General features: G+C 66.0%; 24 protein-coding genes. 8 read left to right on the top strand and 16 right to left on the bottom strand.

Features of this window, described 5'->3' with window-relative positions; translation table 11 throughout:
* Positions 1 to 18 precede the first annotated feature (18 nt).
* Positions 19 to 681 carry a TetR family transcriptional regulator gene (locus VHO04_RS14970; protein WP_329629040.1) on the top strand — a complete coding sequence of 221 codons (663 nt, stop codon included), beginning with the start codon at positions 19 to 21 and terminating at the stop codon, positions 679 to 681.
* Here the strand turns inward: VHO04_RS14970 and VHO04_RS14965 are convergent.
* Genes VHO04_RS14965 through VHO04_RS14935 form a run of 7 tightly spaced genes read right to left on the bottom strand, consistent with a single transcriptional unit; the run spans position 678 to position 8718 of the window.
* Complete coding sequence (locus VHO04_RS14965; RefSeq protein WP_329629039.1) at positions 678 to 1505, bottom strand: coniferyl-alcohol dehydrogenase; 828 nt, start codon at positions 1503 to 1505, stop codon at positions 678 to 680. The two genes, VHO04_RS14970 and VHO04_RS14965, sit on opposite strands and share 4 nt — an antisense overlap.
* A 19-nt stretch (positions 1506 to 1524) precedes the next feature.
* Positions 1525 to 2904: a phosphotransferase family protein gene (locus VHO04_RS14960; RefSeq protein ID WP_329629038.1), complete on the bottom strand. Its 1380-nt coding sequence runs from the start codon at positions 2902 to 2904 to the stop codon at positions 1525 to 1527.
* A complete protein-coding gene (locus VHO04_RS14955) occupies positions 2901 to 5099 on the bottom strand; it encodes a CaiB/BaiF CoA-transferase family protein (RefSeq protein WP_329629037.1) in 2199 nt (732 codons plus the stop codon). Before VHO04_RS14955 ends, VHO04_RS14960 begins: the two co-directional genes overlap by 4 nt.
* A 4-nt stretch (positions 5100 to 5103) precedes the next feature.
* Positions 5104 to 5532 (bottom strand): Zn-ribbon domain-containing OB-fold protein, encoded by a 429-nt coding sequence (locus VHO04_RS14950; protein ID WP_329629036.1) that lies wholly within the window; start codon positions 5530 to 5532, stop codon positions 5104 to 5106.
* A gap of 1 nt (position 5533) precedes the next feature.
* On the bottom strand, positions 5534 to 6751 hold the full coding sequence (locus tag VHO04_RS14945; protein WP_329629035.1) for a thiolase C-terminal domain-containing protein: 1218 nt from the start codon (positions 6749 to 6751) through the stop codon (positions 5534 to 5536).
* A gap of 60 nt (positions 6752 to 6811) precedes the next feature.
* Positions 6812 to 8038 (bottom strand): alpha/beta fold hydrolase, encoded by a 1227-nt coding sequence (locus VHO04_RS14940; RefSeq protein ID WP_329629034.1) that lies wholly within the window; start codon positions 8036 to 8038, stop codon positions 6812 to 6814.
* Complete coding sequence (locus tag VHO04_RS14935; protein WP_329629033.1) at positions 8035 to 8718, bottom strand: FadR/GntR family transcriptional regulator; 684 nt, start codon at positions 8716 to 8718, stop codon at positions 8035 to 8037. Before VHO04_RS14935 ends, VHO04_RS14940 begins: the two co-directional genes overlap by 4 nt.
* 131 nt (positions 8719 to 8849) lie before the next feature.
* Between VHO04_RS14935 and VHO04_RS14930 the strand changes: the two genes are divergently transcribed.
* On the top strand, positions 8850 to 9965 hold the full coding sequence (locus VHO04_RS14930; protein WP_329629032.1) for an amidohydrolase family protein: 1116 nt from the start codon (positions 8850 to 8852) through the stop codon (positions 9963 to 9965).
* Positions 9966 to 10049: 84 nt separating this feature from the next.
* On the opposite strand, the gene VHO04_RS14925 is transcribed toward VHO04_RS14930, so the two are convergent.
* From VHO04_RS14925 to VHO04_RS14890, 8 genes are all read right to left on the bottom strand, one after another.
* Positions 10050 to 11300 carry an MFS transporter gene (locus VHO04_RS14925; protein ID WP_329629031.1) on the bottom strand — a complete coding sequence of 417 codons (1251 nt, stop codon included), beginning with the start codon at positions 11298 to 11300 and terminating at the stop codon, positions 10050 to 10052.
* A gap of 81 nt (positions 11301 to 11381) precedes the next feature.
* Positions 11382 to 13796, bottom strand: a complete 2415-nt coding sequence (locus VHO04_RS14920) for a TonB-dependent receptor (RefSeq protein ID WP_329629030.1) — start codon at positions 13794 to 13796, stop codon at positions 11382 to 11384.
* 91 nt (positions 13797 to 13887) lie between these two features.
* Positions 13888 to 14928, bottom strand: a complete 1041-nt coding sequence (locus tag VHO04_RS14915; protein WP_329629029.1) for a DUF2889 domain-containing protein — start codon at positions 14926 to 14928, stop codon at positions 13888 to 13890.
* A 9-nt stretch (positions 14929 to 14937) separates the two neighbouring features.
* Positions 14938 to 15732: an SDR family oxidoreductase gene (locus VHO04_RS14910; protein ID WP_329629028.1), complete on the bottom strand. Its 795-nt coding sequence runs from the start codon at positions 15730 to 15732 to the stop codon at positions 14938 to 14940.
* A gap of 25 nt (positions 15733 to 15757) precedes the next feature.
* Entirely contained in the window at positions 15758 to 16552 is a 795-nt protein-coding gene (locus tag VHO04_RS14905) for an SDR family oxidoreductase (protein WP_329629027.1), read from the bottom strand.
* Complete coding sequence (locus tag VHO04_RS14900) at positions 16552 to 17373, bottom strand: SDR family NAD(P)-dependent oxidoreductase (protein ID WP_329629026.1); 822 nt, start codon at positions 17371 to 17373, stop codon at positions 16552 to 16554. Before VHO04_RS14900 ends, VHO04_RS14905 begins: the two co-directional genes overlap by 1 nt.
* A gap of 124 nt (positions 17374 to 17497) precedes the next feature.
* Entirely contained in the window at positions 17498 to 18991 is a 1494-nt protein-coding gene (locus VHO04_RS14895; protein WP_329629025.1) for a class I adenylate-forming enzyme family protein, read from the bottom strand.
* Positions 18992 to 18999: 8 nt separating this feature from the next.
* Positions 19000 to 19761, bottom strand: coding sequence for an SDR family NAD(P)-dependent oxidoreductase (locus VHO04_RS14890; protein ID WP_329629024.1), 762 nt, complete (start codon positions 19759 to 19761; stop codon positions 19000 to 19002).
* A gap of 87 nt (positions 19762 to 19848) precedes the next feature.
* On the opposite strand from VHO04_RS14890, the gene VHO04_RS14885 reads away from it, so the two are divergent.
* From VHO04_RS14885 to VHO04_RS14865, 5 genes are read left to right on the top strand one after another with little or no spacing between them, the layout of a single operon-like run.
* On the top strand, positions 19849 to 20628 hold the full coding sequence (locus tag VHO04_RS14885) for an enoyl-CoA hydratase/isomerase family protein (RefSeq protein ID WP_329629023.1): 780 nt from the start codon (positions 19849 to 19851) through the stop codon (positions 20626 to 20628).
* 1 nt (position 20629) lies between these two features.
* On the top strand, positions 20630 to 21541 hold the full coding sequence (locus VHO04_RS14880; protein ID WP_329629022.1) for an SDR family oxidoreductase: 912 nt from the start codon (positions 20630 to 20632) through the stop codon (positions 21539 to 21541).
* Positions 21538 to 22293 carry an enoyl-CoA hydratase/isomerase family protein gene (locus tag VHO04_RS14875; RefSeq protein ID WP_329629021.1) on the top strand — a complete coding sequence of 252 codons (756 nt, stop codon included), beginning with the start codon at positions 21538 to 21540 and terminating at the stop codon, positions 22291 to 22293. Before VHO04_RS14880 ends, VHO04_RS14875 begins: the two co-directional genes overlap by 4 nt.
* Positions 22293 to 23444, top strand: coding sequence for an acyl-CoA dehydrogenase family protein (locus VHO04_RS14870; protein ID WP_329629020.1), 1152 nt, complete (start codon positions 22293 to 22295; stop codon positions 23442 to 23444). The genes VHO04_RS14875 and VHO04_RS14870 overlap by 1 nt, the downstream gene beginning before the upstream one ends.
* 4 nt (positions 23445 to 23448) lie before the next feature.
* Complete coding sequence (locus VHO04_RS14865; protein ID WP_329629019.1) at positions 23449 to 24330, top strand: acyl-CoA dehydrogenase family protein; 882 nt, start codon at positions 23449 to 23451, stop codon at positions 24328 to 24330.
* A 7-nt stretch (positions 24331 to 24337) separates the two neighbouring features.
* On the opposite strand, the gene VHO04_RS14860 is transcribed toward VHO04_RS14865, so the two are convergent.
* Positions 24338 to 24895 carry a TetR family transcriptional regulator gene (locus tag VHO04_RS14860; RefSeq protein ID WP_329629018.1) on the bottom strand — a complete coding sequence of 186 codons (558 nt, stop codon included), beginning with the start codon at positions 24893 to 24895 and terminating at the stop codon, positions 24338 to 24340.
* A 68-nt stretch (positions 24896 to 24963) separates the two neighbouring features.
* Here VHO04_RS14860 and VHO04_RS14855 point away from each other — a divergent pair, with 68 nt between their 5' ends.
* Positions 24964 to 26154: a cytochrome P450 gene (locus tag VHO04_RS14855; protein ID WP_329629017.1), complete on the top strand. Its 1191-nt coding sequence runs from the start codon at positions 24964 to 24966 to the stop codon at positions 26152 to 26154.
* Positions 26155 to 26166 lie beyond the last annotated feature (12 nt).

Genomic DNA, 26166 nt, shown 5'->3' with positions numbered 1-26166 from the left:
CGAAACAGGGATGGCGATTTGACAGGTGAACCGGCAGTACAGGCCACGATCACGGAAGCGGACATCAACGGCCGCAAGCTCGGCGCCAAGGGCCGCCGAACGCGCCAGCAACTTATCGACGCGACGGTTGCGCTGCTCGAAACGCACGGACTGCGCGACGTGTCGGTGGTCGATGTCGCCAAGGCGGCGCAGACCTCGCCCGCGACCTTCTATGTCTATTTCAAGGGCGTGCCCGAAGTCGTTCTGGCGGCGCTCGAGACGGCGACGCAGACCTCGCCCGAACTCGAAGCGCTTGTCGCGCGCGATTGGCTCGCCCCTGGCGCCGCCAAGGCCGCCGAAGCATTCGTCGACGGCTATACGACGATCTGGAACCGCCACCGCACCATCTTCGTCGTCCGCAACCTCGCCGCCGAGGAAGGCGATGTGCGTTTCTATGAGACGCGCATGAGGCAGGCGGTGCCGATGATGAACGCGATCAGCGGGCAGGTCGCGCGCGCCCAGGCGGCGGGCCGGACGCCCGCGCACCTGTCGCCGCGATCCTGTGCCGGCACCATATTGATGATGCTCGAACGCCTGTCCGCCATCGGTCCGATCAGCCGTGATGATGACGGGGTCAGCTATGGCGAGCTCAAGGCCGCGGCGGCACACAGCATCGCGATGATGCTCGGCGCGCACGCCTAGGCCGCCGCAGCTTCGGCGATCATCTTCTGGATATCGAGCACGCCGGTCGCGAGCCCCCCCGCGAGCCCGGCGTCGACCGGCAGACAGACGCCGCTGATGAAGCTCGCGGCATCGCTGTTGAGCAAGATCAGCGGCAACGCCTGTTCCTCGGCGGTCGAATAGCGGCCCTTCGCTTTCGCGAAGGCGCCGAGCACCGCGTCGCCCGCCACCTTGCGAAATTCGCCGAGCATCGGCGTGTCGATCGGACTAGGCATGGTGCAGTTGATGCGAATGTCGCGCGCGATCAGATCGGGCGCGCGGACCTGCGTCCAGGTGTTGATCGCTTCCTTCGCGAGGCTGTAGGGGTCGCCCACTTCCTCGGCGCGGTCGCGATACCATTGCCGCGCTTTATCGAAATCCTCGATGGCGATGAATTCGCGCAGCAGCGGCTGGCGCGTCAGCCATTTCATGCCGCCGAGCGACGACACCGACACGATCGCCGCGCCGGGATTGAGGTGCGGTACCCAGCCTTCGGTCCAGGCGCGGATACCAAGAAAATTGACGGTGATCACATCCTCACCGGGAAAGGTCTGCGGCAGGCCCGAGACGTTGAACAGCGCATCGACCTTGCCGCCGATCTTCGCAATGCCCGCGGCGATGGCGTCGGGGTCTTTCAGATCGACCTCGGTGAAGGAAGCAAGGTTCACCGGCGACGGCTTGATGTCGGCGCCATGCACCTCGGCGCCGAGATCGACGAGCGCCCGGGCGCAGGCTTCGCCCGTCCCCGAGAAACAGCCCATGACGACGACGCGCTTGCCCTTGTAGCCCAATATATCTTTCGACATGTCCCTCACCTTTCCGATTTCATTGTTCCAATGGCGCGAATTTCGTCGCCGCGAGGCCGCCCATCGCGTCGGCCATCAGCGCCGCCTCGCGCGTTTCGTGCGCGTTGCAGAGGATGATCGCGGACGTCATGGCAATGCGGTCGCCCGCCACTTCGTCGCAGAAGGCTTTCCATGCAGCGGCATGATCCTCGAATTCGAAGCCGAGCGCCGCCTCGATCTCGCGCTGCTCGGCGGCGTGGAAGCCGGGTTCGAAGCGTTCGATCGCCCGCCACCATTTGATCAGCCGGGCGAGACCCTTTGCCTTCACCGCAGCCTGCTGGTCGGCGACGCGGGGGACGATGACCTCCTTGAGATCGTCGAGCGCGAGGGCGAAGCTGCGGTCGTGGGCGCCGGACGGCGCGTCGGGCAGCGCAACCGGTGGCAGCGTGACGCCCGCCGCCTCGGCGAGCGCTTCCGACAGCACGCGGCGGTGGATGGTCGAATAGACGAGGTTCATTCCCAGATTGGGCGGTGGCGGCGCGTCGGGATCATCGTAGCGCGCGCGGCGCGCGAAGCCGGTCTGGAACAGCAGCCGCCAGTAACGGACACGCGCAAGATCGACCCTGTGGCCGCCCGCTGCCCGATAGGCGGCAAAGGCGCGCGGCAGCGGGACGAAGTCCTGAAACAACATCCGCAAGCACAGCATCGCAAGATCGGCCATCGGATCGCCGTAATGGACGAGCTCCCAGTCGAGCAGCGCGGTGACGCGGTCGCCGTCATAGAGGAAATTGCCCGGCCCGGCATCGCCGTGGACGATGACGGGGGGCGGCATATTCGCCGGAATATTCGCTTCCAGCCAGCCGAGCGACAGATGGATCAGCGGATCCCACGCCCGCCCGCTGTTCGCCTTGCGAAGGTCGGCGATGCGGCGGCGGACGAGGGTTTCAGTGGGCTCGATGGGGCCCATTCCCTCGACGAGGCTTGCGGCGACGTCGATATGATGGAGCGCGGCGAGCTGGCCCATGAAATCCCTGGCAAGCGCGTCGCGCTGCGCCGGGTCGGCGATCGCCGCGAAACGGTCGCGGCCCGGCACCAGCCCGCAGACCAGAGCGCGCTGTTCGGGAACCGATGCATGGTAAGGGGCGACCCGCACGCCTGCATCGGCCAGCGTTCCGGACAGCGCGCGCAGGATCGCCGCTTCGCGCAGGAAAGCGGCGTCGTCGCCGGCGCCCGCCTTGTGGACATCGTAATTCATATAGACGCTCGCCGCGCGCCCGTCGGGCCAGGCGAGGTCGAGTTCGGCCCCCTCGCGCGAGGCGCCGCCGCCGCCGCGCGGACGCACCGCCGCGATACGCGCGCCGGTCGCCGCCTCGACCGCAGCCGCAAGCCCTTCTGGCAGTAGTGCGGCGAGGCCCGTCATCCGACGATCTTCGCAGCGCGCAAGGCGGCGATCTCGTCGTCGGAATAGCCGATTTCGCGCAATATCTCGTCGCTATGCTCGCCGACCGCGGGGCAGCAACGCCTGAAGACGACGGGGACGTCGCCGAAATGCCAGAAGGCGCCCGGCTGTTCGACCATGCCGTAGAGCGGCTGCGGCAGGACGGAGATCAGATTCAATTCGCGATTCAGCGGATCGTCGAAAAAGCGATGCATCGCGTCCTCGAAGACAACCATATCGCACGGGACACCGGCGGTTTCGAACGCCGCGAGCAGGTCGGCGGCGTTGCGGTCCTTTGCGGCGGCCTCGAAATCGTCGCCGAGCAGGCCCTGCATCGCCGCCTGCTGATCCGGCTTGTGCGCGGCGACCGCGATCCAGCGGCCGTCCGCGCAGGCATAGATGCGGTGGTAAGGCGAAAAGCCGGTCTGGTCGCCCGTCAGATGATAGGTATCGGTGAGCGCGCCGTCGGGACCGATCAGCCGCTCTCCCTGCGTGAAGGCCGCCATGCCGAGCAGCGAAGTCTGCGTCGTATAGCCGCGCCCGGTCGTGCGCCGCGCGTAAAGCGAGGCCATCAGTTCGACGAGGCTGCTCTGCGCGGTGGCGACGTCCATCGTGCCGGGACGGTTGAAGACGGGGCGGTTGCCCTCGCCCGCATTCTCGAACTCCCAGCCGGCGATAGCGTTGAAGATCGAGTCGTAGCCCGGCCAGTTGCCGCGGCTCCCGCGCTGGCCGTAGGCGCTCGAATAGTTGAAGGCGACCTGCGGGTTGCACCGGCGGATGCCCTCTTCGCTGAGACCGAGCTTTGCCGCGCCCTTGAAGCGCATATTGTGGTGGACGAGCTCGGCCCACTGGATCAGCCGTTCGAGGATCGGCTGCGCTTCCGGCCGCGTCAGGTCTAGCGCGAGGCTGCGCTTCGATCGCGCCGCGGCCTGATAATAGCGGTGCATGAAGCGGATGCGATCGCCGGTCAGCGCCTCGACCTTGATGACGTTGGCGCCCATGTCGCCCATCATCGACGGTCCCATCGGCCCCGCGAGGAACATGCCGAGGTCGAGGACGCGGACGCCTTCGAGGACTTCGGTGGGTGCTTCGCCGGGCGCTGGTGCCGGCTTGGGTGCCCAGCCCTTGTCGCCGCGCTCGCCGAGCCGGGGAGCCGGACGGCCTTGCGGCAGGTCGGCGTCGCTGTGGAAGGGCGTGTTCGGCTGGCGCGTCAGGCCCAGTTCGGGGTCGTCGACCTCGACGACATAGCGGTTCGCCACGACATCCTCGTGGCGCAGCACCTCTCCCATCGGGAAAGCGGGTTCGGCGGCGATGTCGGCGGCGCGAAGATCGGCGAGCCACGCCGCGAGCGGGCGGCGGCGGAAAGCGTCCGCCTGCCCCGCTTCGGTTTCGAGGTCGATGTCGGCCTCGGCCATCACCTCCCACATCGTGGGCATCGTCGCGTAGTCGAACTGGCGCGTCGGATCCATGATCTGCAGCCAGTCGCCGCCCGCGCACTGGAAAAGCTGCACCGCGATCGGGCGCGGCTGATCGGGCGCATAGGTGGCGGGATTGGGCATCGGCCCTTCGCTGTTGCGCGCCCAGACGAGCGGCAGCGTGGCAAGATAGCCCTGAAGGATCGAGGTATGCGCGGCGCCGCCCTTGCCCGATTGCAGCCGCATGACGAGCCGCGCGAGGATCGACGCGGCAGCAAGATGCGCCGCGGACCAGCTTCCCTGCCGATAGCGATAGACGATGGGGCCCGCGCGGTGACCGTCGTTTTCATAAAGAACGCCGAGCCGCGCGGCGACGAGCAGTTCGTCGTCGCTGCGTTCGACATCGGGGTGATCATGGGGCGACCCGGTGATGCCGCAAACGACCAGATGGGGATGCATTTCGGCCAGCGCCGCATCGTCGAGCCCCAGCGTCTTCGCCCGCGCGGGGGTGAACTGATGGAGCAGCGCATCGGCGCCCGCGAGACGCTCGCTCAGCACCGCGCGCCCTTCCGGCGTGTCGAGGTCGAGGACGAGGCTGCGCTTGCCGCGGTTCCAGTTGGCGAAGGGCGCGGTGCCGCGCGCGGGGTCGCCGCCGGGACGTTCGACCTTCAGCACGTCCGCGCCCAACTCCGACAGCATGAGCCCGGCGACCTGCACCGCCATTCCCTCGCCGATCTCGACAATGCGCAGGTCGCCGAGCATCGCGTCAGCTCTTGCGGAAATTGGGGAGAACCCAATCGTCCTGGATCGACGTCCATTCGACCGCGACCTTCATGCCGATATGCACTTCATCGGCGTCGCAGCCGGTGACATTGGCGTTGAGACGCGCACCGGGGGCACCATCGAGATCGACGACGACGGGAACATAGACATAATCCTCGCCCGTCTTCGGATTCTTGTTGCACACGACATAGCTGAAGACGGTCGCGGTGCCGGGAAGCGCAGGCCAGATTTTCTCGCGGCTGCCGCAATGGGGGCAGACCGCGGTCGGCGGCATGCGGAACTCGCCGCATTCGCCGCACTGGCACGCGGTGAGCTTATGCTCCTTCGCCGCTTGCCAGAAAGGCTCGGTGTCGGGATTGGTGGTGATGCGGATCTGTTCGCCGGGAAGCACCCGCGCCGGACCATATGCCATGTCAGTCCCTCCTCAGGATCAGGCTGGAAACGGGAAGCGAGGCGGGACCGCCCGAGGCGAGCGCGAATTCGGCATCCTTCACCTGATTGATCGCGGTGCCGCGCACCTGTTCGACCGCCTCGACGAGATGCGTCATGCCGATGATATAGGCTTCGTTGAGATTGCCGCCGTGAGTGTTCACCGGCACGCCGCCGTTCGCCTTGCCCCCGGTCGTCGCATCGTAGCGGATCTTGCCCGAGAGGACATAGTCGCTGCCCTCGCCGCGCTCGCAGAACCCATAATCCTCGAGTTGCATCAGCACCATCGGCGAGAAATGATCGTAGAGCAAAGCGACGTCCATATCCTGCGCCTTGAGGCCCGATTGCGCCCAGACGCGATTGGCGGTGAATTCATGCCCCGCGCTCGCGAAATAGGGATCGGGCATTCCCATCCAGGCAAAGGCGCGGCCCCATTCGCGCTGACCGCCGTGCGCGCAGGCGTGGATCAGCGCGGGCTTGTGGCGGCAATCCCTGGCGCGGTTCTTCGTCGTCGTGATCACCGCGACGGCGCCGTCGGTTTCGAGACAGAAGTCGAGGCGGCGCAGCGGATCGGCGAGCATCGGCGAGCCCCAATATTCCTCGTCCGACAACGCGTTCTTGCGCACCGCCTTCGGCCGATTGTGCGTGTTCGCCCGCGTCGCCTGGACGATCTCCTTCAGCGCCTCGGGCTTGGTGCCATAAAGGTGCATGTGCCGCCGCGTCAGCATCGACATCAGATGCCCCGGCCCGACCAGTCCCGATGGCTGAAGGAAGCTGTTCTCGGGATTGGGCGCAGCGGCGCCGAAGACGACGCCCAGACGGTGCTGCGGCAATTGCTGCAGCGCCATCAGCGTCACGACATAGGTGCAGTCCTCGTTCATCAGCCCCGCGGTCGCGAGGCCGACCGCGCCGACGCAGCCACCGCCGCCGCTGGTCAGCGTCGCCGAGAAACTGATGTGCGGCATGCCCAGCGTTTCCATCAGGCTCGCCGTGTCGAATTTGTCGAGATAGCCCGCGCCCGCGGTCGAATAATAAGCGAAGCCGTCGATCTGCCTGTGGCTGATCCCGGCATCGGCACAGGCGTTCATGATCGCCTCGGCCGCCATGTCGTTGATCGTGCGCGGCCAGCTTTTGCCGCGAACATAATAGTCGGTCGCCCCGACGCCGACGATCGCGCATTCATCCTGATGCGACCAGGCCATATGCCTCTCTCCCGAGTCCAACTTATATAACTTAGTATGATATGACGCTTTCCGCGAGCGTCAAGCGAAATGCAGCTTCCGATATTTTCCGCGGAAATAGAGCAAGGGGTCGCGGCGGGGTTCGAAGATCGCTTTCAGCACCCGCCCGACCAGGATGAAATGATCGCCGCCGTCGTGGACCGCATCGCGCGCGCATTCGAAGCTGGAGAGCGATCCGGTCAGCACCGGGGTGCCATATTCGCCGACTTCCCACGATGTCGCAGCAAAGCGGTCCTCGCCCTTTCCGGCAAAGCGGTTCGAGGCCGGCTGCTGCCCGATCTGAAGAACATTGACCGCGAAACGCTCCGCCGCACGCAGCACGGCGGCGCTGCCCGCCGTATGGGCGATGCAGACAAGGAGCAGCGGCGGGTCGAGCGAGACCGAGGTGAAGCTGTTCGCCGTCAGTCCGATCGGCGTGCCGTCGGGAGCGATCGCGGTGACGACCGTGACGCCGGTCGCGAAACAGCCGAGCGCGTCGCGGAAGGTGCGCGCGTCGGACCCGGCGCGATATTCGGGCGAGGCGCGCGGCGCGCGGCGTTCGAGGAAATCGACCAGATAGCCGCCGAGCGCGTCGATCCGGTCCTCGCGCACTACCAGCGCGGCATCCTCGACTTCGGCGAATTCGCCGTCGGGCAGCTGCGCGACGAAGGCAGCGGCATCGGCGTGCGAGACGATCTCGCTCACCGCACCGCGCACATAGAGCGTCGGCAGCGCGATGTTCGGCGCCGCCGACGCCATGCGCCCCGCCGCGGCCGCACTGTCGAGCGCGCCCATCATTCTGGCATCCCACGGCGCCTGCCCCGGCGCCAGCCCCGCAGTCGCGCGCAATCGCTCGCCGATCCGGCGCGATACGTCGGGATCGATCGCGACAGGCACATCGACGAGCACGAGCCCCGACGCCAGCAGCGCCGCGTCACGTTCGAGCGCCGCCGCCGCGACCCAGCCGCCGAGCGTCGAGGCAACGACGACCGGCCGCGTGCCGAGTTGAGCGAGCACCGCGCGCAGATCCTCGACGAAGGCGTCGAAATCATAGCGGCCATCCGTCGGCCATTCGCTGCCACCATGGCCGCGCAGGTCCAGGCTGATCACGCGCCGCCCCGCCATTTCGAGCGCTTCGGCGACGCTGCCCCAGACCGCGCGCGTCTGCCCCGCGCCGTGGACGAGCAGCACCGCGGGATCGGTTTCGGCGCCCGCCACCTCGGCCTCCAGCCGGACACCGGCGAAGCCGCGAAATTCGATTATGCTCATGCCATGCCCCTCAGCCATTCGTCGAACTGGCGCGAGCGCCGGTTCATCATCAGCCGCGCAACCTCGGGGTCGCCGTCGATGATCGCGTTGCACAGGCTGCGCTGCATCGCGCGCGTCCGCTCGCGCCGCTCCGGGTCGGCGTAGAGGTCGCTGCCCCGCTCATCGAGCCCGAAGCTGTATCCGATCTCCATCACCAGCTCGACGACCGGGTTACCGCTCATCCCCGCGATCAGCCGCGCGAGCTCGACCTCGGCGGCGATCAGCGCGCGCGGCGTGTCATGATCGTCGATCGCGGCGACGAAGGCCTGCAGCCGCTCGACGTCGGCTTCGCCGCGCTGCCCGGCCGCCGCGACCGCCGCCTCCTCCGACACCGGCCGCGTCACCTGGATCACGTCGCCGAGCGTCGCGCCCTTGAGGCGCAGGAAGCGCGCAAGCGACTGGATCGCATCGCGCGCGTCGGGCCGTTCCGCGAAATAGCCGCCCTTGATGCCGCGGCGAATGCTGATGAGCCGGTCACGCTCGACCAGCTTCGCCGCCTGGCGCAGCGTCGGACGGCTGATCCCGAAGCGCAGGAGCAGATCGTCCTCGGCGCCCAGATGGTCACCCGGGGCCGCCGCCAGGCTGAGATCGGCCAGCGCCCGCGCGGTCCGGCTGGCGAGCGTTTCGACGCGTTCATCCATGAGCACCTCCTAAATCAGATATCTTTTTATCGCCATTATTCGCTTCAATCCATAAAAACATGCGCTTGACTTATATAACTAGGTAGTTGTTTAATGCTCAAAACCAGAGTCCGAGTCGAAAGGAGACTGCCATGAAACCCTTCGTATTCAGCGCCGACAGCCACATCATGGAGCCCGCGGACATCTTCCTCGAAGGGCTGCCTGCATCGCTCAAGGATCACGCCATCCATGCGCGCAAGGAGGGCGAATATCTGATCACCGGTACCAAGGATAAGATCATCTATCGCCTGCGGGTCGGCCAGCATCGCGAGAAGGAGCTGGGCGATGCGCAGCGCAAGGGCATCCGCGAGATTCCCGGCCGCCTGGAGGATATGGAACTCGAAGGCATCGACGCCGAAATCTGTTTCCCGTCACTGGGCCTGTGGCTCTATTGCCTCGACAATGCCGACGCCGAAGCGGCCTCGGCGCGGCTCTACAACGACTGGAACGACAGCTTCCTCGGCGGTCACCGCAACCGCTTCGTGCGCTGCGGCATGCTGCCCGTGCTCGACTTCTCGAACACGCTGGCCGAGCTCGACTATCTGGCATCGAAGGGCTTCACGGCGGCGATGCTGCCGGCCGTCTCGCCGCCCAACCTGCCGAAATACAACAACGAAGCCTGGGATTCCGTCTTCGCGCGCGCCGCGTCGCTCGGTATCGTCTTCGTCATGCACACCGGAACCGGCCTCGAAACCGTGATCGTCGAGCGTGGCCCCGGCGCGGGCATCATCAACTACACCAACCAGATGAACGACGCGCAGCACAGCGCCATGCATCTGGTCGCGGGCGGCGTGCTCGACCGCAATCCGGGCGCGAAGGTCGCCTTCATCGAAAGCGGCGCGAGCTGGCTCGTCGCGCTCGCCGAGCGCATGGACGAGGTCTCGGTCGCGCACGCAAACTTCGTCTTTCCGAAACTCAGCCGTTCGCCGAGCCGGATCATAGACGATCAGGTCTGGGCGAGCTTCCAGCACGACCGTGGCTGCATCGCATCGGCGGCGGCGGGCCTTCCCGGCGCGCAGAATGTGATGTGGGGGTCCGACTATCCCCATGCCGAGGGCACTTTTCCGATCAGCCGCCGCATCATCGACGAGCTGTTCGACGGGATGACGGTTAGCGAAGAGGTGCGGCGCAATATCCTGGGTCTCAATGCCGCGCGGCTGTTCGGGATCGAGCCCGCTGTGCAGACGAGCGCGAAGGCCGCGGCCTGACCCATTCTCTTCGGCTTCCTCTCCGATCGGGGAGGAAGCCGAAATATGCCATCCCTCCCTCGCCTCCCGTTCGCGGGGGGATTTTTATATCTCCAGCGGGCGCGCCGTCCGCCCGGCCATGATCGCGGCGATCCCGCCGACGAGCAGGCAGACGCTGAGCACCGCGAGCGCGGGCTGAAGCGACAGCGTGCCGTAGTCGGGCGTGAAATGGCGGCTGAGGAAGCCCGCGACCGTACCGCCGAGGCCCACACCCGCGAGACCGATGAACATGTTGATCGTCGCCGACATCATCGCCCGCATCTGTTCGGGCACCTGCGCGAAGCACAGCGCGATGATCGGCCCGAGATGCAGCGTCATCATGAACTTGACGACGACGAAGCAGGCCAGCGCGACATAGGCGTTGCCCGAAAGGGCGAAACCGAGCCCGAAGGGAAAGGAGATCAGCAGGCCGATCCCGGCGAACCAGCCGTTGAAGCGCGGGTTAGCCTTGCCGTAATGATCGCTGACCCAGCCCGCGACGAGATTGCCGATCACCAGCCCCGCCGCCATCGCGCCGCCGAGCCAGAATCCGGTCTCGGTCTTGTCCATCGCGTGGACGCGCTGAAAAAAGGAGGCGCCCCACAGGATGAAAGCGAAGCCGGTCACCGGGACCATGCAGAGCAGCAGCGCGACCCAGCGCAGCGACGGATTCGATGCCATCGTCCGCAGCACCGCTTCCATGCTCGACTGGCTGTTCGGCGCCGGCTGGGCGAGGCCGCGGCGGCGCGGCTCGGCGGCGAGCAGATAGACCAGTAGCCCGATCACGACCCCCGGCAGGCCGACGATCAGGAAGACGGTGCGCCAGCCATACCATTGCGAAAGCCAGCCCGCGATCGCGAGCCCGCCCGACAGGCCCACGGCATTGGCAGCGAGCAGGATCGAGATTACCGTCGTGCGCCTGTCCTTCGGGAATATCTCAGTGAGCAGCGACATCCCGGCGGGCCCCGCCCCGGCCTCCGCCGCGGCAAGCCCGATGCGCGCCAGCAGCATCTGCCAGAAATTATGCGCGAAGGCCGAGAGTGCGGTCGCCGCACTCCAGATCGAAACGCAGACCGCGATCACCAGCCGCCGGTCGCCGCGATCGGCATAGCGGGCGATCGGGAAGGCCGCGAGCGCGTAGAAGGCTGCGAACGCCATTCCCGTGAGCAGGCCGAGTTGGGCATCGTCGAGCCCGAGCTCGACCTTGATATCATCCTGAAACAGCGTGAAGACCTGGCGGTCGACATAGCTCAGGATCGCGACGATCACGAGCAGCCCGAGGGTCAGGCCGCGACGGCCCGAAGCATCTGAAGACATGATCGCCCTTCCGCAAAAAATAAGGGGAGGCGCGGCCAGGCCGCCCCTCCCCCAGTTGCTCCGTGGAGCGCCCTATGGTCCCTAGAATTTATAGCTGGCGGTCACGCCATAGCTGCGTGGTTCGTTATAGGAGGTGCCGACATAGATGTTGCTGAGCAACAACGTATATTGCTGTTCCTGGTCGTTGGTGAGGTTCTTGCCCCACAGCGCGAGTTCGAAATTCTTTTCCGGCCCGAAGCTGAGCGCGACCCGCGCGTTGAGAAGACCGAGCGACCCCGACTGGGCGACAGCGGCAAGCTGGTCGGCCTGTGCCTGCGTCAGGCCGAGCCCGCCGGGCGCCGTCGAGGTGAACATGTTCACCGGGATGTCGATCTGCGGCATCTTGCCCTGCCAGGCGTAGGTGACACTGGCATCGAGGCCGACGCCGCCGAGATCCTGCTTCAGATTGGCGCCGACCGCGAATTGCTTCTTGACGATGCCGGTGAGCAGATAGTCGCTCTTGTCGACCGTGACGATCGACTGATTGGGCGGCACGCCGTCGAGTGCCTTGCCTTCGTAACGGGTATATTTGGGATCGGTCAGCGCGCCCGATGCGAAGAGCGTGACGCCGTCGACCACCTCGAACGAGGTATCGACCTCGACGCCCCAGGTACGCGTGTCGGCATTTTCGATCACCGTCTGGCTGACGCCGTTCGGCGCAAGGACCGGGCTGCGCTGCGCGCCCTTCACGACGTTGTGATAGCCCGCGATATTGAACTTGCCGCGCCCGTCGAGGAAGCTGGTCTTGAAACCGATCTCCTGTTCATAGACGATCTCGGGGTCTGACGGGATCGAATCCTCCAGCGTCACCGTGCGAAGCTGCATCGCGCCCGAACGATAACCCTTGCTGTGCTTGGCATAGAAAAGGATGTCGGGGGTGATGTCGTAATCGATGCCTGCCGTATAGGAGAGGTTGGTGAAGGTCTTATGCCGTTCGCGATCGCACGACGTCGGCGCAGGCACCGTCGCGGGAGTACAGCGGGCGAAGACGTCGGTATTGTCGACCACGTCGCCCGTCTGCGTGACGACGCGCCGGTCGTCGATCGAATAGCGCAGGCCGCCGGTGACCCGCAGCGAGTCGGTCAGCGCATAGTTGAGCTGGCCGTACATGCCGAAGCTGTCGTTATCGAGATTGCCCTCGAAATTCGACCACAGGGTATGGCCGACATATTCGGGGGGAACCGTCGGGCCGGCGGTGAACTTGCCGTTGAACAGGTTCGAACGCGACTGGTCATAGCCGGTTTCGCGGAAATAGGTCAGGCCTGCGGCGAAGTTCAGCCGATCGTCGAAACCGGTGCCGGTGGCCTGCAGCTCGGACGAATATTGCTTGAGGTCCTGACGACCTTCGGTGAAGTGCGCGACGACGCTCGACCCGTCCAGATCGACCAGGTTGCGGCTCTGAACGCCGCGATAGCCGTTGATCCAGCGGATCTGGCCGAAGCTCGTATCGAGGATGAACTTGGCCGAATAGGTCTGCGTCTTCGCCTTGGTAAAGACGCCGCGCGAATCGGCGCCGACGACGGCGCTGGGCGGGGTGATCGCAACGCGATTCTCATTGCCGTCGAATGCCGCGCGGTCCGCAGCGGCTTGTCCGTCGACGAACGCCTTGGCAGGTCCGAACGCCGCGGGGGCGTTGAAAAAGAGATTGGCGCGCGCCGGACCGTCGATATCGGTGTCGTACCATTCGCCCGACAGGATCACCTCGAGATTGTCCGCAGGACGCCAGCCGAGCTTGACGCGGCCGTTGATCGTCTCGCGCCCCTCATATTTGGTTCCGGTGTTGACGTCGGTCCGGAAGCCATCGCGCTTCTGATAATAGAGAGCGCCGCGCAACGCGAGGTTATCGGTGAAGCCGAGGTTGAGCACAGCCTGACCAGTGCGCTCGTCGAAGCGGCCGTAGGTCGCGCTGAGCTTGCCCGAATATTCGCCATAGCGGGGATTGGCGGTCTGGATCAGAATCGCGCCGGCCGACGTGTTGCGACCGAACAGCGTGCCCTGCGGCCCCTTCAGCACCTGAACGCTCTCGACATCGACGAGTTCGGTGTTGAGACCATAGGCGCGCGCGATATAGATTTCGTCGAGATAGGTACCGACCGAGGGTTCGAGCGTCGCGATATTATCGACCTGAATCTGCCCACGCATCGAGAAGTTGACCGCGGTCGGGTTGTTGCCGGCGCCGCGAATGTTGAAGCCGGGGGTGAAGGTCGCGATCTCGTCGACTTTCGAAATGCCCTGTTCGGTGAGCTTCTGCCCGCTGAAGGCGGTGATCGCGATCGGGGTGTCCTGGATATTCGCATCCTGCTTGGTGATGCCCGTGACGACGATTGCGTCACCATCATATTTCGCTTCGTCCGCCGGAGCCGCCTGGGCAAAGGCCGAGGTCGACGAAAAAGCCATTGCTGCCAGCGAAACCGCCGCCAGCATCCGCATCGAATCGCCCTTCTGCTTGAAATTCATGGCCAACATCCTCCCTGCGAGACTGCTGATGTGCTCGCTTCCCGAGTTATATAACTAAGTGGAACAAGATAGACAAGTGCTTAGCTGATTTTTACCGCAGAACGCATTCCTCCACGCCCGGCTCGCCCGGCAACATCCGCGCGAGTCGCGGCACATCGGCCAGCGCGCGCAGCACGTCGTTGAGATGCGTGCATCCCAGGGTTCCCGCCAGCCGGTCGAGCACCGCCTGGCGAAGCTGCCCCACCGGCTCTCCAACCATCCGCGCCGCCTTCATCGAAGCGCCCGGACATTCGCGGAACGGCAGGATGAGCGGCAGCGCCTGCAACGACACCAGAGTTTCGCTGGCCTCGTCGATCTCGGCATAGACCCGATATTCGTGGATCGCGGTTCGCGTGCCTTGCGGGTTGGGACCGCTGTCCTGAAATCCGGCGTCGACCTTCAGCAGGCCCTCGGCGCGCCATATGTCGATGCGCCGCGCCCGCCGCGCCATCGGCCTCCCCGCCTGCTCCGGCATCTCGTGCCAGCCGATCGGATCGAGCGGATTGACGAGTGGACCGACCTCGGTGGCCGACTGGTCGGCGTGATCGACGCTGCCGTCGGCGGCAAGCGAACTCGCGCCTTCGGTGAAGCCAGTGCAGATATTGACCATCCGCCCCTTGTTGCCCGCCGTCGATTGCGCCCGGCTCGCCCGGATGCGCTCGTGCCAGTCGGGCGTCCAGCGCGACCAGATCCAGCCTGCGACAAGGCTGGCGCCGGCAAAGTCGTCGAGAAGCTGAAAGGTCGGCATCCCGCGAAGATCGCCCAGAGTTTCGGCCAGCGCATGGCGGCTCGCCCCGCCTGCGCGCACTCCCACCAGCTCAGGAACGCGCGGGTGATCGGGGTCGACCGCGATCTCCAATATCTCCCGCAGCGGCGAGGCAAGGATGCGAAAGCCCCCCCGCCCCAGTTCGACCGGCTCGCCGTCGAAACCGGTGAGCAGATCGCGCGCCCGGCCGGTCATGACCCACGGCTGGCCGAAACCGTCGGGCCAGTCCGAATCGATGCTGGTCGTGCGCCGGATCGATCCGGGCCGCCGCAGCGGCGCGGGGCCAGCCGACTGACGGGCGAAGGGAAATATCTGGGGGGCGTCCAAGGCGCGAACCTATTTCGGCGGCATGCGGATGGCGCCGTCCAGCCGCAGAGTCTGGCCGTTGAAATAGCCGTTGCGCGCCAACTCGAGCACCAGGCTGCCGAACTCTTCGGGCTTGCCAAGCCGCTTGGGGAAGGGAACCGAGGCAGCAAGGCCTTCGAACACCGCGGGCGCCTTGTCCTTGACCGCGAGCATCGGCGGCGTCGCGAAGATACCCGGCATGATCGAGTTGACGCGAATGCCAAGGTCCATCAGGTCGCGCGCCAGCGGCAGGACAAGGCCATTGACCCCGGCCTTGAGCGAGCCGTAGCCGACCTGCCCGATCTGCGCATCCTGCGCCGCCGCCGATGCGGTCAGCACGATCGCACCGCGCTCGCCATCGTCGTTCAGCGATTCGGCATTCGCCATGCCGAGCGCCGAAAGCGAGGCCAAACGATAGCTCGCGATCAATATGCCCTGCGCCGAAAAAGCATAATCCTCGGTCGAATAGCGGACATAGCTGCCGCTCGTCTTGTCGTAGCGGACGGTCTTGCCGCCCTTCGACACCTGGGCGCAATGGACGAGAATCCGTTCCTGCCCATGGGCGGCTCGCGCGGCCTCGAAGCCGGCGACGACGCTGTCCTCGCTGGTGATGTCGACCTTGCAGAATTGGCCGCCGATCGCATCGGCCACGGCCTTGCCGCCGTCTTCGTTGAGGTCGAAGATCGTCACCTTGACGCCTTCCGCCGCGAGCGCTTCGGCGCTGGCGCGGCCGAGGCCCGAGGCACCGCCGGTCACCACCGCCGCAATATTGCTGTCGAGTTTCATAGGCTGATCTTTCCTTGTTTTCCGGTCATTGCAAAACTTCGAGATTGCCGCCGTCGACCACGAGCACCTGTCCCGTGATGAAGCCGGCGCGATCGGAGCAGAGGAAAGCCGCGGCCGCCGCCATGTCCTCGGGCGTGCCCATGCGGCGGATCGGCCATTGGCTCACCCGCCCGGCGACATGCTCCTCATAGCTCTGGCCCTGCGCCTCGGCGATCTTCGTGAAGACCTCCCTGAACTGCGGCGTCGCGATGGCACCGGTGCCGAGCGTATTTACCGTGATGCCGAACGGCCCCAATTCGGCCGATAGCGTCTTCGACAGCGCCAGCGCGCCGACGCGATAGGTATTCTGCGCCGCGCGCTGCAATTTGCGATGCGGCGCCTTTACCGAATTGGTGCCGATAGTCAGAATGCGCCCCCAACCCCGCGTCCGCATATGCGGCACGACCGCCTGCACGGCCCAGCGGAACGCCATGACATTGTTGTTATTTGCCGCGGCGAATGTTTCGTCATCGACTTCGAGAAATGCGCCTTTCGGGCCCGAATCGACATTGAAGATCAATATGTCCGGCGAACCGAAAGCCTCCGCAGCCGCCTGCACCGCATTGGCGATGCCGTCTTTCGTCGTGCAATCGGCGGAAATGCCGATCGCCTGCCCGCCAGCTTCCCGCACCTCGGCCACGGCGATATCGATGGTCGCCTGCGTGCGCGCGGCGATGACGGTCGGGCAGCCTTCGCGCGCGAACTCGTGCGCACAGCCCAGCCCGATGCCCTTCGATCCGCCGAAGACGAGCGCGACCTTGTCCCTGATGCCAAGATCCATCAGATCGCCTTTCCCTGCTGCGCCTTCAGCTTTTCCTGAAGGATCGCACTCCGCTCCGCCGGGGCGGCGACGGTCGAGCCCCCATCCATCTTGATCGTGGTGCCGGTGATATAATCGGAGCGCGCCGAAGCGAGGAACAGGCAGGCGTGGGCGATGTCCTCGGGCGTCCCGGCCCGGCCGACCGGCACCGTCGCGCCATAGGCGGCGAGCCCGTCATCGCCGAGCACAGCCCTGGCACGGTCGCTCGCGACCAGCCCCGGATTGACGGCGTTGACCGTGATCCCATCACCCACCACGTCGCCCGCCGCCGCGCGGACGAAGGCGTCGAGCGCAGCCTTCGCCATGCCATATGCGGTCATGTTGGGAACGACGTTGAAGGTGCCGTTGATCGACCCGATCGCGATGAAGCGCCCGCCGTCCTTCGCCTTGGCGAGATGGGGCCGTGCCGCGTCGAGCAGCCACCACGCCGCCTTGGCGATGCTGGCGAAGCCCGCCTCCAGCCGCTCGTCGTCGACATGGCCGAGGCCGCCGTGCGGAATGTCCGCCGCGGCATGGACGATGATGTCGACGCCGCCGAACGCCTTCGCCGTTGCTTCGACCAGTGCGCGGCAATCGGCATGGCGCGCAATGTCGGCGGCGAAACAAGCAGCCACTCCGGCTTCAGCCTCGATCTCCGCCTGAACCGACTCGGCATAGGACAGCGTGCGGGCGCCGAGCATCACCTTCGCGTCAGCCGCGGCGAAGGCCTTGGCGATCCCGCGCCCGACGCCGCGGCCGCCCCCCGTCACGATCACCGACTTTCCGGCAAAGCTTTCAGACATTCTCCGCTCCCATGTCCGCGGGGCTCCAGGCTCCCTAACTTATATAACCTAGTGTTATATCTAATGTGCAGGAGGAAGCCATGGCCGTCAAGGGACTGGAACGGGGAATTAATGGGTCCTGACCCTAGAACCGGTCGTCGGCGAACAGCGCCTCGAGCCCCGGCATCGAGGGTTTCATCGACGGGGTACGCGGAAAATCGGGAACGATGCGAATATGGACCGGCACCTGATAGGCGATCAATCGTTCCCTCAGCCACGCCTTGATCTCGTCCGGCGACGGCGCGACAGCGCCTTCCTTCGCGATGATCGCGGCGGCCGGGACTGCGCCCAATCGCGGGTCGGGCACGCCGACCACCGCCGCCTCGCGAACGGCGGGGTGGTCGCCCAGAACCCGGACGATATCGTCGGGATGGACCTTGAAACCGCCGCGGATGATCGCATTGTCGGCACGGCCACGGATGAAGAGGAAACGGTCGTCGTCGAGGATCGCACGGTCGGTGGTACGCAGCCATTGCATGGCGTTGCCGAGTTGCTTGCCCTTGATTTCGAGCAACCCTTCCTCGCCCGGCGGCAGGATCGCGCCGCTTTCGAGGTCGACGATGCGCGCCTCGATGTCGGAGTGCACGCGCCCCGCAGCGCCGCGCTTTTTGCTCCAATGCGCGCGGAAATCGTCGATGGTCCAGCCGGCGATCGCCCCGGCGAACTCGGTCGCGCCATAGTTGGAGCAGATGGGAATGCCATATTTGTCGAGGAAAGCATCGACCAGTTCGGGCGGCAGCGGCGCCGTCCCCGAAATCAGTGCGCGCAAGCTCTTGAGATCGGCGGGATCGACATCGGCGTCGAGCAGCATCCGCACGGCCGAAGGCACCGCGGGCGCGACCGCGGGACGGTTGCGCCTGACCGCCGACACCCACGCCTCGACCGAGAACTTCTCGAGCAGCGCGATCTTGCGCCCCGCCGCAAGTGCACCGATGCAACCATAGATGCCGCCGATATGCGTCAGCGGATTGACGATCATCGTGCAGCCCGAATTGAGCTTCGGCGGATCGTCGAAGCTGCGCCCGCGCTCATATTTGGTGAAACCGCGAAAGCTCGCGTCGAAGGATTCGCGGCTGAGCGGTACGCGCTTCGGCGCGCCCGTGGTGCCACTGGTCAACATCTCGATCGCGACGCCGGGAGAGGTCCGCATCGAAGCGCGCACCGACGCCTCGACCACGCGGACCCCCTCCAGCCGCGGGCCGATCTCGATCACCGCCGATCCGGCGCGGCGCAGCGCATCGGACAGGCCCGGCCGTGCAAGGTCGGTTGCGTCAGCGATCACGGCCGGCAGCCCCAGCCCGTCGACGTCGGCGAATAATCTCCCATCGGGCAGGATCGGATTGAGGGTCACGAGGCAGCGGTCGGTCGACAGCACTGCGACGATCGCCGCGACATGGCCCGGCCGATTGCGCAGCATGACGCCGACGCGCGCATCCTCGGGCAGCCCCATATCGGCGAGCGCCGCCTCGATCGCGCGGACAGTCTTTGCGATTTCGCGCCAGCTGTAATCGCGCCCCTCGAAATCGATCTCGGTCCGGTCGGGATCGAGCGCCATGATCGCGCGAAGCTTTTCGGTCATCAGCGCCATCAGAGCGCGAGCCCGCCACTCGCCTCGATCACCTGCCCCGTGACCCAGCGCGCGTCGTCGCCGACCAGCATCATCACCGCCCCGGCGATATCCTCCGGTTCGCCGATGCGGCCCATCGGGGTATGCTTTGCGGTCGCCTCGTCCCAACCCGGCTGCGCGCGCAATGCGGCGATGAACTCGGTTGCCACCGCGCCGGGGGCAATGCAGTTGCAGGTGATCTGCCGCTTCGCGACCGCAAGCGCGGTCGAGAAGGTCAGGCTTTGGATCGCGCGCTTGGTCATCGCATAGCCGGCGGCGAAGGGCTGGCCGACCTTGCCCGACATCGACCCGATATTGACGATGCGGCCATGGTCGCGCAGCCGCGGCAGCGCGGCCTGCGTGACGAAATGCGGCCCCTTCACATTGACCGCCATCAGTTCGTCGAACAAGTCCTCCGACGCGCCTTTCAGCGTCCCGTCGCGCCCGCCGCGGCCGATCCCGGCATTGTTGATCAATATGTCGAGATTGGGCGCGCCGCCGAACGCAGCGTCGCAGGCCGCGAAGAGCGCCTCGATCCCGGCGAGCGTCGAAACATCCGCCTGCACGGCAAAGCCGCTGCCGCCCGCCGCCGCGATTTCCGCCACCAACGCCTCGGCGGCGGCGCGGTTGCCGGCATAATTCACCGCGACATGGGCGCCCGACAGCGCCAGCCGCCGCGCGATCGCGGCACCGATGCCCCGCGATCCGCCCGTAACCAAGGCGGTCTTTCCGGCCAGCTCCATGATTTCCTGCCTCCCTGCCTGCTCGACATAATTGACTTAGTTATATAACTCGTGCAAGTCCCGTCGAAAATCAAGTGGGAGCGGACGATGACCGAATTGGTCCTGAGCGAACGCGAAGGCGCGCTGCGCATCCTGACGCTGAACCGGCCCGGTCGGCATAATGCGATGGACGATGCCATGTCGGCCTTGTTCCAGCGGCGCCTGGGCGAAGCGCTGGAAGAAAGCGAGAGCAGCGCGATCCTGATCCGCGCGGCGGGCAAGAGCTTCTGTTCGGGGCGCGACACCAATGTGCTCGGCCACCGCGCGCGCGACGAAAGCGATTTCCACTTCGTGCGGCGGCATCAGGAAGGCCGCCTTCGGATGCAGGAATCGACCAAGCCGATCATCGCGGCGCTGAAAGGCGGCGCGATCGGCGGCGGCTGCGAACTCGCGCTGGCCGCCGATATTCGCGTCAGCGACACGACGCTGAAGCTGGCGTTGCCCGAAATTCTTTATGGCGTGCTGCCCGATACCGGCGGCACGCAGATGATGACGGCGCTGATCGGCCCGTCGCGGACGAAATATATGGTGATGACCGGCCGTCCGATCGACGCGCCGACCGCGCTCGAATGGGGCGCGGTCGATTTCGTCGTCGCGCGGGAGGAACTCGACGATCGCGCGCTGGAGATCGCCCGCGACATCGCCGCCAGGCCGCCGATCAACCTCGCCATGGCAAAGGAGATGGTGAATCTGATGCACGGTCCGACGATCCGCACCGGCACCCGCGCCGAGCTGTACGCGCAATCCTACCTCTTCAAGACCGAGGATTATCAGGAAGCGCGCGCCGCACACCGCGAAAAGCGTGCGCCCAGCTACAAGGGGAAATAGGATGGCCCTTCCCGCTCCGCCCCCGCCCGGCGCGAAAGCGCTGCCCGACGGAACCTATGACGGCCAGGTCGTCGCCGTGACCGGCGGCGGTACGGGGCTCGGCAAGGGCATGGCGGTCGAGTTCGCGCGGCTCGGCGCGAAGATCGCGATCCTCAGCCGCAAGCCCGATCATCTTGAGGCCGGCGTTGCCGCGATGCGCGACGCCGGCGCGGAAGCGATCGCGGTCGCCTGTGACGTGCGCGATCCCGCAGCCATCGCGCGCGCCTTCGACGAGATCGAGGTGAAGCTCGGCCCGGTCGATGTTCTGATCAACAATGCCGCGGGCAATTTCCCCGCTCCCGCGGAAGAAATGACGCCGAACGGCTTTCGCACCGTCGTCGATATCGTGCTGAACGGGACATATAATTGCAGCCGCGAATTCGCACTGCGGCGGCTCGCGGCGGGAAAGCCCGGCGCGATCCTCAACATCGGCGCGACCTATAGCTGGACCGGCGGTCCCGGCACGTCGCATTCGGCGGCAGCGAAGGCGGGGGTCACAAACCTCACCCAGAGCCTCGCGGTCGAATGGGCGCCCGACGGCATCCGCGTCAACTGCATCGCGCCGGGGCGCTTCCCGCACGAGGATATGCCCGGCCACATGACGCGCCACCGCGAGGGCGAGCGCGGCGACAATACGATCCCCGGAATGCGCGTCGGCGAGGTGCGCGAGCTCGGCTGGGCGGCGACCTTCCTCTGTTCGCCCTATGCCGCCTATATCAGTGGTCACACGCTCGTCGTCGATGCCGCCAACTGGCTGCGCCGCAGCCTCGTGATGCCCGAGTTCGTGCCGATCCGCGAACAGTTCGGCAGGCGCGCCGTCGAAAGCGGCAGCGCCAAGGCCGCGATCGCCAGGACGCGAGGGGACCGGGCATGAACGGGGAGCCCCTCATCCTCCGCGCCGATGCCGATGGCATCGCGACGCTGACGCTCAACCGCCCCGACAAGCGCAATGCGGTCAACCGCGACCTGTTCCGCCAATTTCGCGACCATGTTCGTGCGATCGAAACCGACGATGCGATCGGGCTGGTCGTCATCACCGGCGCGGGCGCGCATTTCTGTGCCGGCCACGATCTCAAATCGCCGCCGCACGCCGACGCGCTCGGCTGGCTCAGGCAAGAGATGCTGATCCTCGAAACGCTGACGAAGCTGCGCCAGCCGGTGATCGCGAAGGTGCGCGGCAGTTGCTACACCGGCGGCCTCGAATTCGCGCTGTCGGCCGATTTCATCGTCTGCGGGGAAAGCGCGCGCTTTGCCGATACCCACGGCAAATGGGGGCTGGTTCCCGGCTGGGGCATGTCGCAGCGCCTGCCGCGCCGCGTCGGACAAGCGAAGGCGCTGGAGATGATGCTGACCTGCCGGCCCTATAGCGGCGCGGAAGCGGCGGCGATGGGGCTCGCCAACGCTTGCGTGCCCGACGACGAACTTGACGCGAAGGTCGCCGAACTCGCGGCGCTGATCCTCGGCAACAGCCGCCACAGCAATGCCGAGAACAAGCGGTTGGTCTATGAGACCGACGGCATGGCGCTGTCCACCGGGCTCGGCCACGAACTGATGCGCAACGCCGGTTTCGATCCCGCGATGCGCAAGAAGGGCGAGCCGATCGCGGCCGCGCGGAAGCCGGGCTGATGGATATCGGCTTTTCTCCCGAGGAGACGCGCTTTCGCGAGGAGTGCCGCGAGTGGCTGCACGCCAATGTTCCGGCCGAGAAGCGGCCGCTCGACGCCGCCGATGCGATCGACTTCGACAAGGCATGGCAGCGCCGATTGTTCGATGCCGGATGGGCGGGGATCAACTGGCCGGCAGCCTATGGCGGGCGCGGGCTGTCGATCGTCCAGCAGGTCGTCTGGCTCGAGGAATATGCGAAGGCGCACGCGCCGTGGATCGGCGCCAATTTCGTCGGCATCAACCATGGCGGCCCGACGCTGATCCTCAATGCGAGCGAGGAACAGAAGGCGTATCACCTGCCGCGTATCCTGAAGGGCGAGGCGATCTGGTGCCAAGGCTTTTCGGAACCAGGCGCGGGATCGGACCTTGCCGGAATCAAGACGCGCGGGCGGATCGACGGCGACGTGATCGTCATCAACGGATCGAAGATCTGGACCAGCTTCGCCCACGTCGCTGACTGGCAGGAACTGGTACTGCGCACCGAGGAAGGATCGCGGCGACATAGGGGGCTGAGCTGGGTCATCTGCGGCATGCATACGCCCGGCATCACCGTTCGGCCGATCCGCAAGATGTCGGGGCAGACCGAATTCGCCGAAGTCTTCTACGATGATGTCCGCGTCCCTCTCGCCAATGTCGTCGGCGGGCTCGGCAACGGCTGGAAGGTCGCGATGTCGACCCTGAGCTTCGAGCGTGGCACCGGCTTCATCGCCGATCAGGTCAAGCAGAGTCAGGAGATCAGGGAACTGATTGCCGCGGCGCGCGCAAACGGGATGATCAGAGACGATCGGATCGCGGATCAACTGGCGCAGATGCGCGCCGAGGTCGCGGCGGTGCGGGCGATGACCTATCGCAATATTTCCGAGGTCGTGCGCACCGGCCAGCCCGGCCCCGAGGCGTCGGTCATCCGCCTGTTCACCTCCGAACTCGGCCAGCGGCTCGAACGCATGACGGTGCTGCTGAAGGGCGCCGACATGCTGGATTTCCAGTACGGCGACGACAACGCGGTGCAGGATTATCTGCGGGGGTTCGCGGCGACGATTGCCGGCGGCAGCGCGCAGATCCAGCGCGACATCATCGGCGAGCGGCTGCTCGGCCTGCCTAAATCGAGGTGATCGGATGGACCTGACCCCGAACGACGACCAGATCGCGCTGCGGACCGTCACCGCCGACTGGTGCCGCGACAATATGCCGCTCGAAGGCGCGCGCGCCCGCGCGCCCGACCTGTGGATGCAACTGGATACGATGGGCTGGGCCGGCATGACCGCGCCCGGAATGGATCTCGACCATGCGAGCGAAGCACTGGTCTTCGCCGAACTCGGCCGCTTCCTCGCTCCCCTCGCCTTGCTGCCGAGCGCCGTCGCGGCACGCTGGGTCGGGTTTGCGGGAAAGACCGCGCTGGCGCTACCCGCCGACGGCTTCGTGCGGCTGTTCGACAGCAACGGCGCCGCGCGGGCGCTCGGCCTGTTCGGCGATACGGCGGGGCATTTCGCGATCGGCGATGTGCGATCGGCACCGTCGCTCGACCTCTCGACGCACGTGGCTCGCACCGTGCCGCCATCCTCGATCGACCGGATCGACGATCCGCGCGCGGCGCTCCATCTCCAGTTGCTCGCCGCCGCTTTTGCCGTGGGTTGCGCCGACGCGGCGCGCGACATGGCGGCGGATTATGCGAAAATGCGCGAGCAATTCGAACGGCCGATCGGCTGGTTCCAGGCGATCAAGCATCTGTGCGCCGACATGGCGGTGCGCTGCGCGGTCGCCCGCTCCCAGCTCTATTATGCCGCTTGCGCGCTTGATGCGGGGGACGAGGCCGCCTTTCATGTCGCCGCGGCGAAGCGGCTCGCCGATCAGGCGGCGCTCGACAACGGCCGCGCCAATATCCAGATTCACGGCGGCATCGGCATGACCGACGAAGCTGCCCCGCACCTTTGCCTGAAACGCGCGCATCTGCTCGGCTTCGTGGCACCGGCGCGACCCGACGCGCTGCTCGCAGCCTGAGCCCATGTCAGTCGTCGACGATCGCCTGAAATTCCGCTTCGAGCCAGCGGCGCAGCGCGGGGTCGACGCTTCCCGCGAATTCGGCGAGCCGCAATTGGTCACGGTACGTGAAGAAGCCGATCGACACCATCATGAAGCGCGCGGCCTTCACATGCGCCGCCTCGCCGTCGAACCATTGCGTCAGCGGCTCGAACACCCGGTCGCGCAACAGGCGCTCGGCGACCGCGCGCGCCTCGCTGTCCGCAGCAGCCGCGAACATCAGCGGCAGGGGACTGGTACGACCGGTTTCATCGGTAAAGCGGGCGACGATCTGTTTGCCGAAATCCTGCTTGGGCAGATCGGTCATCAGGCGCGCGTCGAGCGCGGCTTCGAGCGCGGCCTCGAACAGCTTGAGCTTGCCGCCGAAATAGCGGCTGACGAGCGACTGGTTGACCCCTGCCCGCGCGGTGATGTCGCGAATGCCCGCCTCGGCAAAGCCCTTTTCGGCGAAAATCTGCTGCGCGGCATGAAGGATCGCCTGTCGGGTGCGGTCGGCATCGCGCGCGCGCGCATCGGAAATCGTCATTGCCATCATCGCTCCCTAGTTGACTTGATATGTAAACGATCGTTTACTTGCGTCAACGGGAGAGACAGATGACCGAGTCGCAGGCGCCTGCACGTTGGCCGATCCATGAATTCGACTATATCACCGACCCCGGCGTGCTCGCCGACTGTCACGCGCGCTATTGGGAATTGAAGGAAACCGCACCGCCGGTTTTCTGGACCAGCGCGCATGGTGGCCATTGGGTTTGCAACACCGGCTCTTCGGTCCAGCACGTCGTGCGCCATCCCGAGATATTTTCGAGCCGCTATCTCTCGATCCCGCCCAATCCGAACCAACCGAAGATGATCCCCGAGATGCTCGATCCGCCCGAGCACCGGCCGTACCGGCAGATGCTGCGTCCCTTCTTCGAATCGAAGGCGATCGCGCCGCTGGAAGCGCGCGTCGTCGAGTGGACCGACCAGTTGCTGGACGAGATCGAGGCGGCGGGCGCGTGCGAATTCGTATCGTCGCTCGCCTCGCGCCTGCCGGTCGCCGTGTTCATGGAGCTGTTCGGCTTTCCGATGGAGAAGTTCGACGAGCTCCGCCACCTGGTGGTGAGCTTCTTCAACGCGCGCGCCACGCCCGAGGAACGCAATGCGCTGGCCCAGCAGATCATCGGCCACCTCGCGCAGCTGATTCAGGCGCGCATGGCCGAACCGCGCGACGACATGATCTCGAAGATCATCGCTAGCGAGATCGATGGCCGCCCGATGAATTTCGAGGAATTGATGTCGATCGGCTTCCTGATGTTCCTCGCCGGGCTCGATACGGTGACCAACGCGATGAGCTTCGGGATGCGCCACCTCGCGCATGACGAGGCACTACGCCAGCGCGCCATCGACGATCCCGACACCATCCCCAATCTCGTCGAGGAATTGCTCCGCCGCTACGCCTTCGTCGCGACGCCGCGCTATGTCGTCGAGGATGTCGAGCTTGAGGGCGCCCGGCTCAGGGCCGGCGATTGCATTCTCGCGCCGCTCCCGCTCGTGGGATGGGACGAAACGCTGAATCCCGACCCCGAGACGGTTTCGATCGAACGGCAATTCTACCGCCACGCCGCCTTCGGGTCAGGCATTCACACCTGCCTCGGCCTCCATCTCGCGCGGATGGAGCTGATCATCTTCTATCGCGCCTGGTTCGGCCGCATCGGCCATTTCCACCAAGTCACGAAGGGCGACGAGAGCTGCCGCGGCGGCAGCGTCATGGCGCTCGAAAATCTTCATCTGGCGTGGAACGCCTGACAGTATCCGGGA

It is taken from the genome of Sphingopyxis sp. (assembly GCF_036261875.1).
Lineage (GTDB): Bacteria > Pseudomonadota > Alphaproteobacteria > Sphingomonadales > Sphingomonadaceae > Sphingopyxis.
This window is presented reverse-complemented; position numbering and strand designations above follow the sequence as displayed.